Source organism: Nitrosopumilus sp. S4 (assembly GCF_054515835.1).
Genome location: NZ_CM137258.1, coordinates 1,335,646 through 1,352,880, shown reverse-complemented (window position 1 = coordinate 1,352,880; position 17,235 = coordinate 1,335,646). Strand labels below are relative to the sequence as shown.

Sequence of the window (17,235 nt, the reverse complement as noted above, 5' to 3'; positions counted from 1 at the left end):
GATATTTAATTGGAATTTTATTAGTGTTAACTGCATTATTTCCTCTTCTTACAAGTGATGTTTTTGCAGATTCCTTTATTGTAGACTTTGATAAAGAATTGTATCATACAGGCGATTCCCTTACTGTTTCTGGAGAAATTATTGATTATGGTATGCCTGTAATTGCTATGAGCATTTATGATCCTGATGGTAAAATACTCTCAGCTAATAATCTAGAAATTGATTCTGAAAAAACCTTCTCAAAAATTATCTCATTGGATTCTCCATTTTATGAACAAGCAGGAGATTATAAAATAAAATTTGATTATGGCCAAATATCCCAAAACCATTTCTTTTCTATTGATGGTGATTTTCTAGACTCTGAAATTTTTAATGATGAATTCATAGAGCCTGAAATAATTCTACTTTATACTGAGAAAACTGCATACACTGGAAATGATGTTATTACAATTACTGGACTAGTTTCTACATTAGATTCGCCTACAGTGTTGATTGGCATCTATGATCCTTTTGGAATGCCTGCTGGATTTTATTTTGGTACAGTTTCTTCTAACTTGGAATTTTCTACAAGTTTTCTTGTAAAATCTGGGGTAAATTTTAGAATTGATGGAACCTACTCAATTAAAGCATACTATGGGGAATCAGAAGCAACTTCATTTTTTGATTACTATGAAAATTTGGAACAACATGTTGATAATTCTATAGAAGAAGAAATCATAGAAGAAGAAATCATAGAAGAAGAAATCATAGAAGAAGAAATCATAGAAGAAGAAATCATAGAAGAAGAAATCATAGAAGAAGAAATAGATGAAATAATTCATGAATCCCCTACTGTTTCTGATAATGAAACTAAAATAATTCAAAAACCTTCAACTAATAATCCAAATCCATCTGTTGTCCAAGTAGAAGTTGAGATAGATGCCGAAATCGAAAATAAATCTCAAAAAAATGACTCTGCAATAATTAATGATGATTCTAAAAACATCTCATCTGAGAATGAAAAACAAGAACATGACAACTTAACTATTGAAGATATTGAATTGGGTAAAATGTTGAATGAAATTAATCTAAAATGTGATTCAAGTAAATTGATTGACACCATTACCTATTATGATGGAATGGGACCTGCACTATATCGACTATGTCAATTTGATAGCTCGCTAAAGTTTTTTGATGAATCTTTACAAAAAAACCCAAATGATGTTGAAATCCTTGTAAACAAAGGTTCTACATTAGCAAAATTGGGGTATTATTCTGAGGCATTAGTATACTATGATCACGCTCTCAAACTAGACCCTGAATTTCTTCCTGCAAAAAATAACAAGGCAAATGCTCTTTCAAATTTGGGCAAAATTAATGATGCCGTAATATTATACACTGAAGTTCTTGAACAAAACCCAAATTATTTTTCTGCAAGAAAAAATTTGGAGTTAACATTATATGAAAATTCCAACATGCAAAACTCTTTCCAACCTGTTAAAATAGAATATGTTCCAGAAAAAATTTCATATGAGGATTCTAAACCAAATGAAAAATCGGATTTAATTAATATTGAAAAAGAAAAAACAATTAGTTTTATTGAAGAAATGGGCTATGTATTTTCATCTTTAGGTTCACTGTTTGGATTTTTAAACTGATTTTTCAATAAACCTATAAAGCCCTGTTAAGACGATCGACATAAGGAAATAGAATGAGTAAGATACTTGAAAAATCATTAAAGGATGCCTTAAAAGAGGATAAGTTAACAATGGGCACTAAACAAGTTTTGAACTCTGTAAAAAATTCCAAGCTAATTGTATTGTCTCAATCAGTAAAAAAAGAAATGTTTGAGAAAATTGAATCAGATGCAAAAAAAGAAAAAATTCCATTGGTAAACTTTCAGGGAACTTCAGTCGCATTAGGAAGATTATGTGGCTTGCAATTTAGAATATCAACAATTTCATTCACATCAATAACCGATGCAAACATCAAATCAATTTTAAAAGATACTGAAGCTGAGGAAAAAAATGAATAGATACATCACTGATGAAAGTTTAAATGAGACTTTTTTTGTTCGGAGTTAAAAAGGAATTTTTATGACACAATCAATTAAACTTACTACTGATCAAATGCGTTTGATATCTCTTTTCCAAAATGTTACAGGTGCTACTGCACGCGATTGTGTTGAAGATGAGAAACAAGATAGAGTAATTTTTGTGGTTAATACTGGTAAAATGGGATTAGCAATTGGTAAGGGTGGAACTCATATCAAATCATTACAAAATATTGTTAAAAGAAATGTGGAATTAGTTGAATATGATGAAGATCCAGCAAAATTTCTCACTAATTTACTAAATTCAAAACTTGTTGATGAAGTAAAAATAAATAAACGAGCCGATGGGTCAAAACAGGCAATAGTAATGGTAGATCCAAGAAAGAAAGGTATTGTAGTTGGAAGGGAAGGTAGAAATGCTGAGAAGGCAAGAATGTTAGCTAAACGATATTTTGATATTACGAGTGTATTAATTAACAGTCCTGAACGTGCCACATTGGAGATGTAATAATTGACAAAAAAATCACCACTTGGATTATTTGCAGGTAGAGTTCTTACAATTAAAAAGAAAAAACAGAGATGGGCCATTTCTACATACAAGAGAAGAAAACTTGGTATTGATAAAAAAGCAGATCCTCTTGGTGGTGCTCCACAAGCAAGAGGGATTGTTTTAGAAAAAGTAGGAATTGCAGCTAAACAGCCAAACTCCGCTGTAAGAAAATGTGTTAGAGTTCAATTAATTAAAAATGGAAAAACTGTAACTGCATTTTTGCCACGAGACGGTGCAATGAATTTCATTGATGAACACGATGAAGTTCACATTCAGGGAATGGGTGCAACACAAGGTGGTGCAATGGGAGATATTCCTGGTGTTAGATTTAAAGTATTCAAAGTAAATGGTACATCACTGCATGAGTTAGTTATAGGAAAGAAAGAAAAACCAAGGAGATAGAAATGGCTGAAACTAAAAACTTACTATTATTTAGAAAATGGGATTTGTCTAACATCGAAGTTAAAGATCCTGGATTGAAAACTGCTATTTCATTAAGAAAACAAATTTTACCTTATACTTATGGTCGTTCTGCACTAAAACGATTTAACAAGGCTGATGTGAATATTGTAGAGCGATTAATTAACAAAACAATGCATTTTGGTAAAAAATATGCAAAAAATACTGGTAGAATGACAGGTAAGAAAACTAAACTTCTCAATACTGTAAAAACTGCTTTTGAAATAATTGCCTTAAAGACTGGTCAAAATCCAGTAGAAGTCTTAGTTAGAGCAGTTGAATACTCTGCACCAAATGAAGATACTACAAGAATTGTTTATGGTGGTACTGTATATCACGTATCAGTTGATGTTGCTCCAATTCGAAGAGTTGATCTAGCATTGAAATTTATCTCTGATGCAATTAAAGAATCAACATTCTCCAATCCAAAACCCATTGAAGAACATATGGCAGAGCAACTTATTCTTGCAGCCTCCAATGATCCTAATGCTCCTTCTGTAAAGAAAAAGAACGAATTAGAAAGAATAGCACAAGCTTCTAGATAGAAATTTTACCAGTAGCCCGAGGCAGATTCGAACTGCCGTCTCCGCCTATCCACTCATGAGATCCAGAGGGCAGAATCCTTGACCACTAGACTATCGGGCTACTTGAAGAAATTTTATTGTTTTAGAATATATTCATTTGTTGTAATCATTTCAATCTAACTTCATGAATTGCAGTTGCATAATCACAATTTGCTCTTAATCTCATGTATGGTATTAATCTGAAATGAATTGAATAGATTTCTCCTTCTTTAAGTAAAATTCCTTTTTGCATTAGAGAAACTAATCCTCTTGATGGAATTGTAATTGTTACATTTTTTTCCTTGCAAATTTGATTACGTTTCTCTTGAAATTGTTTTAGTGTAAATGCTACATCATTTATTTCTAAAATTAGTGGCCAGACTATTTCACTCCAAACAAATCTTCTATTTTGAGTGGCTGATGCATATTTTCCTTTATCACTCAACATTAATAACATCTGAAAATGATGTTATAACTTAATAGTTGTCTCAAAAAGAAATTGAAGAATCACTAGACTTATTGGAAAAAGATTGGAAGGTGGACCCAACTTTACGAGAATTTATGCTAGGAAAAATTACTGACGTATCTGATTATCCAATCAAAGTTAAAGATGTAGTATTTCATATCCCATATCTGAATTCTCAAAAAAAATATATTTTATGGAAATGTTTTTGGCCTGATTGTCATAATTGCTGCGATAGACAAGGAAGACTTCCTTTAACATCTGATGATCTAATTACAATAGGAAAAGGTTTGAAATATCAAAAACCTTCGGATTTTATAAAAAATGAGACATTAACTGTTACATATGAAGAACCTGGTCCCTCAGGCCAAATGACTACAATGACTACAATTAATCTGAAAAGAAAAAATGATGAGACTGAAAGTGATGATGGAACCCACATCTCTTGTAGGTTTTTAGATGATAAGGGTGGCTGTAGTATGCATCCTGATAGGCCTGGAGTATGCTATCTGTATCCCTTTTCTAGCTGGTTGGAAAATGAAAAAGGAACAGCTCGGGTTCATGCAACCTATCAATTTACAGGTGACTGTCCTGGATTCTACCTTGAAGATAATTTGGAATCAATGAAAGAAGAGTTGAAAAACTATTCAAAAATAATCTATGATTACAATATGGCTTCTAATCGAACTAATAGAGAAGGATTTGGTTCAGTAAGTTTTACTTAGGCTTTTGCAACCTTCATTAAATCTGCAATTTTAATATCCATTCCAAATCTATCTTCATTCTTTTTCATGTAACGGAAAATTGCGATGAAATCAGGTAATGCTTTGAAGAAATTAAAGTCCTTGTGAATTTTTGCTCTGACAAAATTAAACACCTTTGCATAAACTTTGTAATGTTTTTCAATAGCCTTTTCATATGCTTTAAAGTCATGCATATTCTCCAAGAAAATTTCAACACATTGCATTGATGGAATAATTCCTTCACCTAAAAGAGCATAAACTGTTCCAATAGATTCTCCTACACCTACAACTTTTCCAGAATAATATGGCTTACATCTATCAGGTGTAGCTAATCTAATTGGACGCCCTTTGGTGGCAATCACTTTTCCACCGTGTTTTTTTAAGAATTCGTCAGTAGCTTTGATATGATTCTTGTTGTAATCCCCTGCTCCAATATGTGCCCATTTCTCACCCAGAGGAAAATACCAGAAATATCCTGACATTCCAGGAAATGGTTCAATGTAAAAGTCGTCATATGGAACTCCATTCTCATATTCTACTTTGTATTCATAAGTTGGCAAGAAAAAATCTTCTTTTAATTTTGGAAGATACACTCTATGAAATCCAGTACAATCAACTATCATGTCATATTCTTTTTCTAACTCTTCGAGTTTTGGTGCAGAACCATAAATTACATTACAATCTTTGATAAAGTCTTGAATTAGTCCTAATTTGTTATATGTACATAGTCCTTTCAAACCAATATCGAATTTTACATCATTGTTCATTTTTACATGCATATTTTTTCCATCATGTATTAGAAAATCATCAAAATTCCTTCCAGTCTTTTTACAAAATTCATCTAATACTGGTTTTATTGTTCCCCATGCACAAATTGAATCATGTCTTTCCTGAGGCATTCTTTCATATCCTACAACCTCGTGTTCTGAATTTTTTAATCTAGCCATGAGATATGAACCTGCAACACCCATTCCCATTACTGCAATCTTCAAGATACTCTGATATCTGTCTGGCCTAATAAATACACTATCTGAAATTCTTCTAATATCTATCTTCTAAAGACTTTAACCATATGATCCTATTCAATCTGAGTAATTTATTTTTATTAAATTAAATTTGGTAATACTCTCAATGAAATATGGATACAATTGATGCAATAAAACAGAGACGTAGTGTCAAAAGTTTTGATAAAAATCATAAGATGACTAAAGATGAAATTAACCAAATTCTTGAATTGGCCATATTATCTCCAACATCTTATAATATTCAAAATTGGAGATTTGTAATAATTACTAAACAGACTCTCAAAGATAAATTATCTGAATTATCTCATGGACAGCAACAAGTATCTGAAGCATCTCTGATAATTATTTTGTGTGCTGATTTGAATTCTTGGAATAAAAATCCTGAAAGATACTGGGCTAATATTCCTGAGGAGCCAAGAAATTCTCTTGTTGCATCACTGAAAAACTCTTACAAAGATAAACCTGAACAACAGCGTGATGAAGCAATGCGCTCATGTGGTATGGCAGCTCAAACTATAATGCTTACAGCCAAATCTATGGGATATGATTCATGTCCTATGAAAGGATTTGATTATGATGCCGTGGGTAAAATGATTAATTTGCCCTCTGATCATTTAATTTCTATGATGGTTGTAGTTGGCAAAAAATCAAAAGAACCATCTCAACGTGGTGGCCAAATTCCTTTATCTGAACTTGTTTTTGAAAATAAATTCTGAATTTTTAATTGTAATAATAAAATGTTAAGATTCCTTTATTATTGGTGATTCTTTATGCTCTCTATGGGTATAGATGAGGCAATCCAGAAATTAGATACCTCAAATCAGGGATTACAAGTAATTCTTGAGAATCTTAATGAACAATTATCCGATATACGTTCAGATCCAAGACTCGAAGGTTTGGTTGATGATTTAGAAAATCTATTTTATGCCTACCTTAAAACATGGATGAAAAGTAATAATGAGATCCTGGATATTCTGAAAAAAGAACAAAAAAATTCTGAGAAAAAATAATAATTAAATTAACAACAAAATAATTTCTAAAATATAATTACTCAATCAGAATTGCGGGTTTGAATGGTCTTGCATGTTTAGCTTTTCCTTTAGGATCATAAATGTCTGAATCTGATTCAGAATATACCTGAATCTCTACGCCAAATTCTTTTTTTCCAATACTTGCTAATTCTTTTGAAAGGAATTCTTTTTCATTGAATTCTGGAGATTCTATTTTTGTTTGTTTTATCTCCTCGGACTCTGAAAGCAAATCTTTGATTACTTTTTGGATATAATCTGGCATTTTTTTGACCTCAGTTGTTTTTGGATCTGCAATTAATTCTTTCATTACAACTCCCATGTTGTTTTGACCTCCTACCATGATTTCAAGAATTTTACGATACACTGTTTTTTTGAATTGGTCTGAATTCACATAGATTACTATCTTCTGTGGGGTAATTTTTGTTACTTTGAGAATATTAGCAATATCATTAATTGTTGATTTTAGCAACTCTTCAGATTGAATTGCCGCTGCATCTACTCTGTTTTTAGAATATTCAGGCCATTGTGACTTTGATACAAGTTCTGAATTTCCTAATCTTTCCCACATCTCCTCAGATATGTGTGGTGCAAATGGTGATAACATTGCAATTCTATCTGAATTTATTTTGTATAATATTCCTGAAACATCATTTCTTTCTTTAGCTTGAACTCTCTTGTTATACCAACTCAAATCTGATTCAAATGTAAATAGAATATCGTGTAACCCTTCACGTAATCTCATCTTTTCAACTGATTCAGTAACTTGAGATATCAAATTCTGAGTCTTGGATAAAATCCATTTATCTTCAGATTGTAATTCTGACATGGGCTCATTTTTGAGTCTTGAGCACTCTTCAAGAAGTGATTCTAACTTGTTTTGAATTCCAGATACTGACTCCATGTTAAAATCGGCATCTTGAAGTAATTCTGCTGATGAAATGATTGCTAGTCTTATTGGATCTGCACCATGTTCTCTTATAGCAGTACGTAAAGGAATGATATTTCCCATACTCTTTGACATTTTAGTGCCATCCATCATGACACTGCCATTAACTACAATTTCTTTAGGCCACAACTGCTTTTCAAATATTGCAACATGATTTAAAATAAAAAATGACAAATGGTTCTGCACCAAATCTCTTCCTGAATGTCTTGAATCTACTGGATAAAAATAAGTGAATTCTTTTTTCATTGAATTAATTATATCTTCAGAAAGTTTAGAAGAATCAACAGCTAGTTTCAGATCTCCTTTGTCTAATAAAATATAATCAAAGAATTCTTTAGTTAGATTTTCAGGTTTCACTGTTCCGTCATTTACGAATCGAGAAATAGTATAGTATGCCATATAGATTACACTGTCTGATAAACTCTCAACTATCCAATCTCTGTCCCATGGTAGTTTAGTTCCAAGTCCTTGCTGTCTTGCACAAGCTCGCTCATGCAACCAATCAATTACCTCTTTGAATTCTGTTTTAATGTTACTTGGAAGAATATTCATATCATTAAGACAAGTTCTGGCTAATTCTTTCCATTCTTCATCCCCATAATTGAGAAACCATTGATTGTTCAATATTTTCACAACACATTCTGCCCCACAACGACAATGTACTGGTGCATTCTCAAGTATTGGGAATTTTTCTAGATGATCATTATCTTTTAGCCAGACTCTAATCTTATCTCGTCCAAACTGTACTTTTTCATTATTGAATTGATTACATTTTTCATTTAATTTACCATCTGTAAATTCTTTGAGATACAACTCTTTTGTGGCTTCTTCTAATTTTTGGTCTGATTGATCTGATACTCCTAATTTTTCACAAATATCTTTTGCAGGAATTATTCCGTATCCTTCAGTGGATATGATTGGAATGGGCTCAATTTTTGAGGCTAATTCATGACCTTTTGCCTTCAAATCCATCAAAGCCTGATAATCCTTTGGTGCATGAGCTGGTACTGACATTACAAGCCCTGTTCCCATACTTGGCTCTACAAAATCAGCTGGTAAAATGGGAATTTCTCGTCCATCGTGATTAATAGCATATTTTCCAATAATTTCACTTCCCAATATTTCTCCATCAATTTTTACTTGTTTTTCAAAAAATGAAATCTTTTCTGCACCCTCTTCTGAAATTATCCATTTCTCATTATCTACTGTAACTTTTTTGTATGCAGTATTTGGATTGACCCACAAATTTGTAATTCCAAAAATTGTTTCAGGTCGTAGTGTTGTAATTGGAAATACAAACTCTCCAAATTTGAATTTAATTAAGAAATTTTTGTCATCAATCTTTGGCTCAACATCACCCATTGTATCGTGTTGTGATACGGGATTTTGATCATCAGGACACCATCCAACTGGATGACTTCCTTGAATAATTCTTCCTTTCTCTTTAAGTGATGTAATTTGCCACTCTATGAATTTCTGATAACCTGGAACTATGGTTGTAAATTCTCTACGCCAATCAATGGAGTAGCCCATCTCAATCATTCCAGACTTTATCTCTTCACGGAAATAATCTGCTATCTTTATTGGTTCTACAAATGTTTTAATGTCTTCTTCTGGGACATGGTAAATATTTCGCAATCCGTCGAGAATTTCTTTTTCTCCAGCTTGAATTCTTCTTGCCATTCCAAGTACGGGAGTTCCTGTATAATGAAATCCCATTGGAAATAGAACATTATAACCTCGCATTCTATAAAATCTTGCATGCACATCAGCTAGTGTGTAAGTTCGTCCATGTCCAATATGTTGAGGCGAATTGGGATACGGATATGCAACTGTAATGAATTTTTTTGGTTTTTCATTTGGATTTATTTCAAACTCTTTTGACTCTATCCATTTATTTCGCCATTTGTTCTCTATCTCATTCCAATTAACTGTCATAATATTATCCTAAAATCATTGATTTTGCTTTGATTATTGCCTGCTCCATTTTAGATGTGTCTTTTCCACCGCCCTGGGCAAATTTTGCATCACCCCCGCCTGAACCTCCCAGAATTGAGGATATTTCCTTAGCAATCACGCCTGCATTTACCCCTGATTGCTCTCCGGCATACACAATTATTCTTGCAGTTGGACCTGATTCAAAAATTCCACAAAACGCAGCGGTGTTATCTTTGGCCACTAACTTTTTACCAAAATTTTGATGAAAATACTCATCATAATCTTTACTTGCAGTAAAGCAGAGTTTGTTTTTTACTGTAATACCATCAAGTTCTCCTGTTTGACCGTCAAAAATCTTTTCTAACAAAATGGGAATCTGTTCTCTTGCTTTTTGTTTATTTTCCTCTCTTTTTTTCTCTAACTCTGCTTTTTGTGCCTCTTCTTGAGCTTTCTGTTTTGATTCGATCTCTTGTTGTTTGACATACTCAAAGGCATGGGAACCGGAAACAAATTCTAATCTAACTACACCGTCCTGAATTCTTTTGGTCTTTGTAATTTTGATTAATTCAATGTCTCCTGTTTTTTTTACATGTGTACCACCACACGCTTCAATGTCTTTATCTTCAATTGATACGATTCTTACTGACTTTACTGGGACTACTCCTCCTTGATAAATCCTAAATCCGTATTTCTGCTCTGCAGTTCCCCTATCAAAATATTCGATATTTACATCTAGATTATCTTTTACCATGTCATTTGCAGCATCTTCGATTTCCTTTACCTGTTCATCAGTTAATGAAGAGTGGTGTGTAATGTCTAATCTGGCATGATCATCTTCTTTGAATGCTGAATGTTGCCAAATCCATGAACCTAAAATTTTTCGTGATGAGGCATTTAGAATATGAGTACTAGTATGATTCTTTGTAATGTTTGCACGTCTAGTTGCATCTACTTTACATGATACTGTCTCTCCTTCTTTTGGAGTACCTCCTTCTAGCTTGTGAATTATGATGTTTGCATGCTTGTCTACATTGATTACTTTGAATCCTGCAATAGTTCCATAGTCTGGTTCTTGTCCTCCTCCTCTAGCATAAAATGAGGTTCTATCTAATACCACTTGATTATCGAAAACTTTGATAACTTTGGCATCAAATTCCATTGGATCGTCTTTGTAAAATAGAGTATCTGTTTCAGGTAATTCTTCTAATGGTAATTCTTCAATTGCTTTTTTCTTTTCTGATTGATGCAAATCTGATAGTTTTGAATAAAATGATGATGGGATCTCCTCAATTGCATCTACTTCTTTAAGATATTCTGGTGTAATTCCATCTGATTCGTAAAGTGTGATTAATTCATCCACACTTGGAACTCCTTTTTCGCGAATCTTTTCTGCCTTTTTCTTCATGTGAACTTTTGATTCTTCATATCTTTGTGATTCGATTTTTAGTATTTTTTTAACATCTTCTCTTTTTTCATCAAGCTCAGGATACGTATCTTTTAGATAATCAATATGCGAATCAATTAGCTGATCAATGTCTAGCTTTAGATTTTGCTTACTAATTGCTGCATTGATTCTGCGTAACATCATTCTTAGATTGTATCCTCCACCAACATTGCTTGGAAGAGCACCGTCTGTTATTGCAAAAATTAGAGTTCTGAGATGGTCTGCAATTAAATAAACACCTTCAAGTGGAGCTATCATTTTTATTAATTGCTCATCGGATAATCCTGCTTTTTTTATTGCGTGTCGTCTAACATCATTCAGATCTTCAAAATTATCCAGAGCCTTTGCAATTTCTGTAAAGTATTTTCGTAAAGTTTCTGAATCAGAATCTATTCCAATCTTTTCAAATAATATCTGATTTATTGGACCAAAGCAGCAGTCATATGCTGTAGGCGTTCCCATAGTAATCCATGCAAATCTCTCAAGACCTGCACCCATGTCAATTACTCTTTGATCAAGTGTTGTATGCTTTCCTAACTCTCCTTGAAATTCCGTAAAAACTGCATTTCCTAATTCTAATCCTCTGACAAAATATTCTAGAGATGGACCAAAAGAACCACCTCCTGCCCACACATCTTCTACAAATACCACTTCTTCTTTTTTTATACCAAATTGATCAGTTAGTAATCTGTAATCCAAATCAACACATTCGTCTTTCCAGTATCCGTTTCCATCGGGAATGCTATGTTGACCAATCATACAAAAGCTTGAAAAATGTCTTCCTGTAACTCCAACATTTTCCAAATCTTTGAATCTTAAACAAGTTTGAGGAACAACTAAAGGATTTGCAGGAAATTCAAAAACTACTTTGGAACCCATTATTCTCTGAAAATCAACAACAGATGCAATTGTAAAGTAAAGATCATCACGCCATCTACAAACCACAGGATATCTGCTAACTGAAGTATGGTTATTTTTCACAAAAAATTCTTCAACTTGTTTCCATGCTTGGGTATAATCAAATCTCTTTGTAGTTGGTGGTTCTCCGATGAAAGAATAAGTATCATCAGCATCATCTGGACATAAACTACGTTTAGAATCTAATGTCCAAAAATATCTTCCACATTTCAAGCAAGATTTTCTCTCAAATCCTTGCTCTTCGAATAATTTTACCTTGTAATATCTGTCAGAATCAGATGAAAATTCTTTTAGAATCTCTTTTTTATCCAACGATGAAGGCTCCTCTAATCCGATATTAAGAATTGTCGATTAATAATACATTAAATAGAATACATTATTCACACTACTCATGTTTGGGAAGAAACCTACTCTAAAGGAAGGAACTCATATCTTCTCTGTAAAAAAGAATGGTGATTTTTATGACTTTATTTTTGGTGTAGTTACTGGAATTGATGGAAGGAAAGTTGGAGTAAATGGTGTGATAGTAAATCCAGTTGGTCTTAAAAATAAGATAGCCCAAGGAAAAACTGGAGAACGTTCTAGGGAAATACTTGAGAATCCCACTCCTGATAATGTAGTTTTAGCCTTGGTGTATAGAGTAGAACATGAAAATTTCACTCAAGTTTTAGATCTTGATTCGGACAAATGCGATATTTTGCCACCAAAAATCTATGGTATGTTGGATGGTTGGATTCGTGAATCTCTTCCAGAATTCATCAATGCTGTGTTATCATTGCCACCTGGAGCAGAACGAGATGAAGCAAAACGTGTTTTAAAACATAGGATGGAAACTTTGGTGGATAAAAATCTGAAAAGAACCCTTTATGCTGTATGTCGAAGTCTCAAAATTTTGAACTAATGTTTTAATTTTAGGCATGAATTCTCCATAGTTTTATATTATGCCCTAAGAAATTCTCGATACAATGGAATATGTTTACGCTGCTTTACTTCTTCACAAACTAGACAAAGAAGTTAACGAAGCAAACCTCACTTCAGTTGTTAAAGCATCTGGAGCTGAAGTTAATGATGCTCAAGTTAAAGCACTAGTGGCAGCCTTGGCCGATGTAAATATCGATGAGGCAGTTAAAGCCGCACCTGTCGCAGTTGCTGCTGCAGCAGCACCAGCAGATGCAGCAGCCGGTGGTGAAGCAAAGAAAGAGGAAAAACCTAAAGAAGAAGGTAAAACCGAAGAAGCAGCCATGGAAGGATTATCTTCCCTATTTGGCTAAGCAACTTTTCTTTTTTCAATTTAATTTTGAATTTTATTTTACATAATACCGATCATTTTCATTAATCTTAATTAGTAATCATAGTGCCGTTGTATTGATTGGTTGATTTTTCTTTTCCTATAGATGGCTTCATTTCTTTTCTTGATTACTTGGGGACCATTGCCTTTGCCGTTACCGGTGCATCAAAGGCAATCTCTCACAAAGCAGACATCTTTGGAATTATTGTATTGGCATCAGTAGTAGGTGTTGCAGGTGGCATTACACGTGATGTGATATTTGGAAGATTTCCAACCGCATTCTCTGATCCAATCTATATCTCAATCACTGTCATAGTAGGTGTTGTGATGTTCTATCTCTACTCAAAAATGAAAAAACAGATGAACATATGGCTAATCTTTGATGCGGTGGGATTGGGAGTCTTTTCAATAATTGGCGCATCAATTGCATATCAAATAATTGGATTGAATTTTCTTCCAATGCTTTTTGGTGGAATGATAACTGCAATTGGTGGTGGAATTCTTCGAGATGTATTTGTTAGGGAAATTCCAATTGTATTTGTAAAAGAGGTATATGCAGTTGCTTCAATAGTTGGTATTGTAATTTTTTATGTCATTCTATCCTCGGGAGTAGACATTCAAATATCATCAATCATAGGAATTGTTTCAGCTACTGGAATTAGATTACTTGCAATAAAGTATAACTGGAATCTTCCAAAAGCTAAAGGTAGTACTGATTAGGCTGGTGTGTAATCTTTTGCTTGCCCTGCAAGAGCTTTTGCTTGAGCGTTTGCCTTTTGTAAGATTTGCTCTTTAGTCTCATCTGTCATAAACCCTGATTCTATTGATACGGAACGTGCAGATTGTGCTGCCTTGCTGAGGATCTGTGAGATATTTTCTGGTGTAACATATGCTGCTTCAATTGATAATGAAATTGCTTCCTGATGTGCTTGAACAAATTCATTTCTAATCTTCTCTACATCGATGACCATTTCATCTGCAGCATAAGTGGTCCCATCTTCTAATGCTGAATAAAGTGAAATACCTGCTTCTACTGGTTTTATGTCTAATTTGCCTAGAATTGATGCTAATTTTTCATTGATTGCTTGTCCTTTTAGTACTGGTGTACTGTCTTTTGCAATCCATATTGTACCTTGATCAATTTTAGTTGGAATTCCTGCTTCTTTGAACTCTGTAAGCATTGGTCCTGGAGCAATTCCTGTATTTTTAGCTGGAACCAAAATATCTATACTTGCAATATCTCCTCCTCTTGCAGCCATCATGATTTTGTTTTTGGCTAGAAGAACATTGAGTTTGAATGGAGACATGTTTGTGAACATGAACATACATTGTTCAGTCAATTCTTTTGCAATTTCTTTAATTCCTGGAATGTCTAAATTCTCAAATGCTTTCTGTGCAACTTTATCTTTGACACTTACAAATTCAACATCTTCTTTGAGAATTTTTCTTAATGGTAAAATTTGTGAAGAACGAACTTTCTTCATCTTGATTAGAGCAATTACCTTGTACTTTTTTGGTAACTCTTGTAATTGCTGATACATCTGAGCTTTTCTTTTAGGATAAGTAGTTCTATTTTCATGCAAATTTCTTCTTAACCTCGTGTACTTGTTTTATTGGTTTTCCCATGGTTGTTTTAACCATGATTCTTCTCATATTCTTCTCTCCGTTTGGCAGTTTTTTCTCAACAGCATTAATTACTGCATGTGCGTTTACTGCCAAATCTGTATCGCTCATTGACTCATCTCCAATTTTACATGACATTGATAGAGATGCTCTTGTTCTAACTTTAATTGATGATCTGAATCTTTGTAAAAATGAATCAATTGGTGCATTAAATGGAACTGGTGTTGGCATTTTTCCTCTAGGACCTAACAATTGACCTAAAGTTTTTCCGACCACTGGCATTACTTGAGTGTCTGCCAAAAAGAAATCATATTTGTTGATGAATTTTCTTGATTCTCTTTTGTCTGTTGCAAATTTATCTAATTCTGCAGTTCCAATTACTGCATCTGCATTTGCTTGTTTTGCTTTTTGACCCATATCTCCTGTTGCCATGACACATACTCTTGCTGGGGAATCTGTTTTTGGCAACTGAACTACTTCGTTTAGTGCAAATCCTTTCTTAACATCAATATCCTTGAAATTCATAATTAATTCAATAGATTGTTTAAACTTCCTCTGTTTTGTAGCAGACTTGGCCTCATTGATCATTTTAGCCAGCTGAGCCTCTGTAATCATTACGAAGGAATTCTAGGAAGCCTACTTAAAATCGTTTAGTGGATGGGATTTCAAAGATGAGTTTATTTTAAAAAATTACATATTTTAATTAAAAATCATGTAAATCCACAGCAAAAAAACCTCAAAACCTACATATATTAAATGACAAATTCGTTTTTCGAATACATTGCACCGTTTTGATGAACTTGATATGAAATTGCTTTATGAATTAACAAAAGATGGATCAATTTCAGTTCCAGTTTTATCTAAGAAACTTGGAATTAATGCTTCAGTTCTTTATAGTAGAATTAAGAGGTTGATGAAGAAAAAACTAATCAAAAAATTCACCATCGAGATTGATGATTCTCTTCTTGGAATAGGAGTCAAAGCCAATGTAGGAATTAATCGTGATCCAAAGTTTAAGGATGTTATTCATAAAAAATTCTTGGAAACTCCTGAGATTGTTTCAATTTCAGAGGTTACAGGTAGATTTGATATTATGATTCAAGTATATGCTCAAAATCTAGAAGCACTTCATTCAGTGGTAATTGAAAAGATAGGTAAGATTGATGGAATTCAAAATACTGAAACTTTTGTTGAATTACAAAAAACCGATAAAGATCCTGTCTACTTGATTCAATAATTATTTGAATTTTTCATCCCATTTACCTTCATTGATTTCTGCTGTAATCTCTTTAGGGGTCTTTCCTTCTACTTTGACTCCTAATGCAAGACATGTTCCAATGATGGTTTTTGCAACTGATTTAATTGATGAAGCATAAGATTTCTCAAGTTTAGTATTTGCAACTTTGAGAATTGAATCCATAGTGACATCGCCTGCCCATTCAGTACCTGAAGCACCTGAACCTTTCTGAATTCCTGCTTCTTTCATTATTAGTGCTGCAGCAGATGGGATTCCAATTTCAATTTCATATTTTTTAGTATCACTATCAACTATTACTGTAACTGGAACCTTCATTCCTTCAAAGTCTTTAGTTTTTTCGTTAATTGCATTAATGACTTCCATGATGTTGACTCCCAGAGGTCCTAATGCAGGTCCTAATGGTGGTCCAGCTGATGCTGCTCCTCCTGTTACAAGTGATGATACTTTTTGTTCTCCCATATTTTTTCAGTCCTAAATGAAAATTTAATCCTTCCTAAGCCTCACTAGACAATTTTAGATAATTGGCGTCAACTGTTACTGGTAATTGGTATGATGCATCTAACAAAACTACTGTGGCCTCTTCTTTTTCAACATCTATTCTGGTAATTGTTGCTTTCATTCCCTTAAATGGACCGCCTGTAATTTCAACTACATTATCTACTGCTAATTGTGAAACTGTTGATTTTTTGATTAGATATCCTTCAATATCTTTGAATTCTAACTCTCCTCTTAATTGACCGCGAATATGTCTGACACCCTCTACTGCCATGTATGCATCACTTGGATTAATGGCCTCAATTACGACATATCCTTTTAGATTGTCAACTAGTAAAACTGATTGAATGTTAATTTGATTTGAATTGGCTTTTGCTTCTAATAATCTCATTACTACTTTTTCTTGACCACCCGTGGTTCTAATTGCAAACAAATGTGATTTAATTTCCTCAGACAATT

General features: G+C 33.3%; 20 protein-coding genes and 1 tRNA gene. 12 read left to right on the top strand and 9 right to left on the bottom strand.

Annotated elements, in window-relative coordinates; genetic code table 11:
- Positions 1-23: 23 nt before the first annotated feature.
- From ACX119_RS08040 to ACX119_RS08020, 5 genes are all read left to right on the top strand, one after another.
- Positions 24-1,637 carry a tetratricopeptide repeat protein gene (locus ACX119_RS08040; protein WP_459350753.1) on the top strand — a complete coding sequence of 538 codons (1,614 nt, stop codon included), beginning with the start codon at positions 24-26 and terminating at the stop codon, positions 1,635-1,637.
- A 53-nt stretch (positions 1,638-1,690) separates the two neighbouring features.
- Complete coding sequence (locus ACX119_RS08035; protein WP_459350752.1) at positions 1,691-2,014, top strand: ribosomal L7Ae/L30e/S12e/Gadd45 family protein; 324 nt, start codon at positions 1,691-1,693, stop codon at positions 2,012-2,014.
- A 61-nt stretch (positions 2,015-2,075) separates the two neighbouring features.
- Complete coding sequence (locus tag ACX119_RS08030; protein WP_459350751.1) at positions 2,076-2,540, top strand: NusA-like transcription termination signal-binding factor; 465 nt, start codon at positions 2,076-2,078, stop codon at positions 2,538-2,540.
- A 3-nt stretch (positions 2,541-2,543) separates the two neighbouring features.
- Entirely contained in the window at positions 2,544-2,984 is a 441-nt protein-coding gene (locus ACX119_RS08025) for a 30S ribosomal protein S12 (RefSeq protein WP_297594013.1), read from the top strand.
- A 2-nt stretch (positions 2,985-2,986) separates the two neighbouring features.
- Positions 2,987-3,586 (top strand): 30S ribosomal protein S7, encoded by a 600-nt coding sequence (locus ACX119_RS08020; protein ID WP_459350750.1) that lies wholly within the window; start codon positions 2,987-2,989, stop codon positions 3,584-3,586.
- A 12-nt stretch (positions 3,587-3,598) separates the two neighbouring features.
- Here ACX119_RS08020 and ACX119_RS08015 read toward each other — a convergent pair.
- Both ACX119_RS08015 and ACX119_RS08010 read right to left on the bottom strand, forming a co-directional pair.
- A tRNA-Gln gene (locus ACX119_RS08015) sits at positions 3,599-3,686 on the bottom strand.
- 45 nt (positions 3,687-3,731) lie between these two features.
- The gene (locus tag ACX119_RS08010; protein WP_459350749.1) at positions 3,732-4,052 is read right to left on the bottom strand and encodes a hypothetical protein; all 321 of its coding nucleotides are present in this window, start codon (positions 4,050-4,052) and stop codon (positions 3,732-3,734) included.
- A 35-nt stretch (positions 4,053-4,087) separates the two neighbouring features.
- Between ACX119_RS08010 and ACX119_RS08005 the strand changes: the two genes are divergently transcribed.
- Positions 4,088-4,792 carry a YkgJ family cysteine cluster protein gene (locus ACX119_RS08005; RefSeq protein WP_459350748.1) on the top strand — a complete coding sequence of 235 codons (705 nt, stop codon included), beginning with the start codon at positions 4,088-4,090 and terminating at the stop codon, positions 4,790-4,792.
- On the opposite strand, the gene ACX119_RS08000 is transcribed toward ACX119_RS08005, so the two are convergent.
- Positions 4,789-5,802 carry an NAD(P)/FAD-dependent oxidoreductase gene (locus ACX119_RS08000; RefSeq protein WP_459350747.1) on the bottom strand — a complete coding sequence of 338 codons (1,014 nt, stop codon included), beginning with the start codon at positions 5,800-5,802 and terminating at the stop codon, positions 4,789-4,791. The genes ACX119_RS08005 and ACX119_RS08000 overlap by 4 nt on opposite strands.
- A 146-nt stretch (positions 5,803-5,948) precedes the next feature.
- Here ACX119_RS08000 and ACX119_RS07995 point away from each other — a divergent pair, with 146 nt between their 5' ends.
- The gene (locus ACX119_RS07995; protein WP_459350746.1) at positions 5,949-6,551 is read left to right on the top strand and encodes a nitroreductase family protein; all 603 of its coding nucleotides are present in this window, start codon (positions 5,949-5,951) and stop codon (positions 6,549-6,551) included.
- Between the two features lie 54 nt (positions 6,552-6,605).
- Positions 6,606-6,845 (top strand): hypothetical protein, encoded by a 240-nt coding sequence (locus ACX119_RS07990; protein ID WP_459350745.1) that lies wholly within the window; start codon positions 6,606-6,608, stop codon positions 6,843-6,845.
- A gap of 37 nt (positions 6,846-6,882) precedes the next feature.
- On the opposite strand, the gene leuS is transcribed toward ACX119_RS07990, so the two are convergent.
- Entirely contained in the window at positions 6,883-9,750 is a 2,868-nt protein-coding gene (leuS, locus tag ACX119_RS07985) for a leucine--tRNA ligase (RefSeq protein WP_459350744.1), read from the bottom strand.
- 4 nt (positions 9,751-9,754) lie between these two features.
- Positions 9,755-12,424, bottom strand: a complete 2,670-nt coding sequence (gene alaS, locus ACX119_RS07980; RefSeq protein WP_459350743.1) for an alanine--tRNA ligase — start codon at positions 12,422-12,424, stop codon at positions 9,755-9,757.
- 79 nt (positions 12,425-12,503) lie between these two features.
- On the opposite strand from alaS, the gene ACX119_RS07975 reads away from it, so the two are divergent.
- The 3 genes from ACX119_RS07975 (at position 12,504) to ACX119_RS07965 (ending at position 14,120) form a co-directional block, all read left to right on the top strand.
- Positions 12,504-13,013 carry a hypothetical protein gene (locus ACX119_RS07975; RefSeq protein WP_459350742.1) on the top strand — a complete coding sequence of 170 codons (510 nt, stop codon included), beginning with the start codon at positions 12,504-12,506 and terminating at the stop codon, positions 13,011-13,013.
- Positions 13,014-13,077: 64 nt separating this feature from the next.
- Positions 13,078-13,383, top strand: coding sequence for a 50S ribosomal protein P1 (gene rpl12p / locus ACX119_RS07970; protein ID WP_297594030.1), 306 nt, complete (start codon positions 13,078-13,080; stop codon positions 13,381-13,383).
- A 98-nt stretch (positions 13,384-13,481) separates the two neighbouring features.
- Positions 13,482-14,120 (top strand): trimeric intracellular cation channel family protein, encoded by a 639-nt coding sequence (locus ACX119_RS07965; RefSeq protein ID WP_459350741.1) that lies wholly within the window; start codon positions 13,482-13,484, stop codon positions 14,118-14,120.
- Here ACX119_RS07965 and ACX119_RS07960 read toward each other — a convergent pair.
- On the bottom strand, positions 14,117-14,983 hold the full coding sequence (locus ACX119_RS07960) for a 50S ribosomal protein L10 (RefSeq protein WP_459350740.1): 867 nt from the start codon (positions 14,981-14,983) through the stop codon (positions 14,117-14,119). The genes ACX119_RS07965 and ACX119_RS07960 overlap by 4 nt on opposite strands.
- Positions 14,976-15,638, bottom strand: coding sequence for a 50S ribosomal protein L1 (locus ACX119_RS07955; protein WP_459350739.1), 663 nt, complete (start codon positions 15,636-15,638; stop codon positions 14,976-14,978). The genes ACX119_RS07960 and ACX119_RS07955 overlap by 8 nt, the downstream gene beginning before the upstream one ends.
- Positions 15,639-15,804: 166 nt before the next feature.
- Here ACX119_RS07955 and ACX119_RS07950 point away from each other — a divergent pair, with 166 nt between their 5' ends.
- Positions 15,805-16,260, top strand: coding sequence for an Lrp/AsnC family transcriptional regulator (locus ACX119_RS07950; protein WP_459350738.1), 456 nt, complete (start codon positions 15,805-15,807; stop codon positions 16,258-16,260).
- On the opposite strand, the gene ACX119_RS07945 is transcribed toward ACX119_RS07950, so the two are convergent.
- Positions 16,261-16,740, bottom strand: coding sequence for a 50S ribosomal protein L11 (locus ACX119_RS07945; protein ID WP_459350737.1), 480 nt, complete (start codon positions 16,738-16,740; stop codon positions 16,261-16,263). It abuts the gene before it with no gap.
- A 34-nt stretch (positions 16,741-16,774) separates the two neighbouring features.
- On the bottom strand, positions 16,775-17,233 hold the full coding sequence (locus ACX119_RS07940) for a transcription elongation factor Spt5 (RefSeq protein ID WP_459350736.1): 459 nt from the start codon (positions 17,231-17,233) through the stop codon (positions 16,775-16,777).
- Positions 17,234-17,235: the final 2 nt, after the last annotated feature.

Bases quoted from the DNA above. Each gene is read 5' to 3' on its own strand.
- ACX119_RS08035 (WP_459350752.1), top strand. From the start codon at position 1,691: ATGAGTAAGATACTTGAAAAATCATTAAAGGATGCCTTAAAAGAGGAT.
- ACX119_RS08030 (WP_459350751.1), top strand. From the start codon at position 2,076: ATGACACAATCAATTAAACTTACTACTGATCAAATGCGTTTGATATCT.
- ACX119_RS08020 (WP_459350750.1), top strand. From the start codon at position 2,987: ATGGCTGAAACTAAAAACTTACTATTATTTAGAAAATGGGATTTGTCT.
- ACX119_RS08010 (WP_459350749.1), bottom strand. From the start codon at position 4,052: ATGTTGAGTGATAAAGGAAAATATGCATCAGCCACTCAAAATAGAAGA.
- ACX119_RS07995 (WP_459350746.1), top strand. From the start codon at position 5,949: ATGGATACAATTGATGCAATAAAACAGAGACGTAGTGTCAAAAGTTTT.
- ACX119_RS07990 (WP_459350745.1), top strand. From the start codon at position 6,606: ATGCTCTCTATGGGTATAGATGAGGCAATCCAGAAATTAGATACCTCA.
- leuS (WP_459350744.1), bottom strand. From the start codon at position 9,750: ATGACAGTTAATTGGAATGAGATAGAGAACAAATGGCGAAATAAATGG.
- ACX119_RS07975 (WP_459350742.1), top strand. From the start codon at position 12,504: ATGTTTGGGAAGAAACCTACTCTAAAGGAAGGAACTCATATCTTCTCT.
- rpl12p (WP_297594030.1), top strand. From the start codon at position 13,078: ATGGAATATGTTTACGCTGCTTTACTTCTTCACAAACTAGACAAAGAA.
- ACX119_RS07955 (WP_459350739.1), bottom strand. From the start codon at position 15,638: ATGATTACAGAGGCTCAGCTGGCTAAAATGATCAATGAGGCCAAGTCT.
- ACX119_RS07945 (WP_459350737.1), bottom strand. From the start codon at position 16,740: ATGGGAGAACAAAAAGTATCATCACTTGTAACAGGAGGAGCAGCATCA.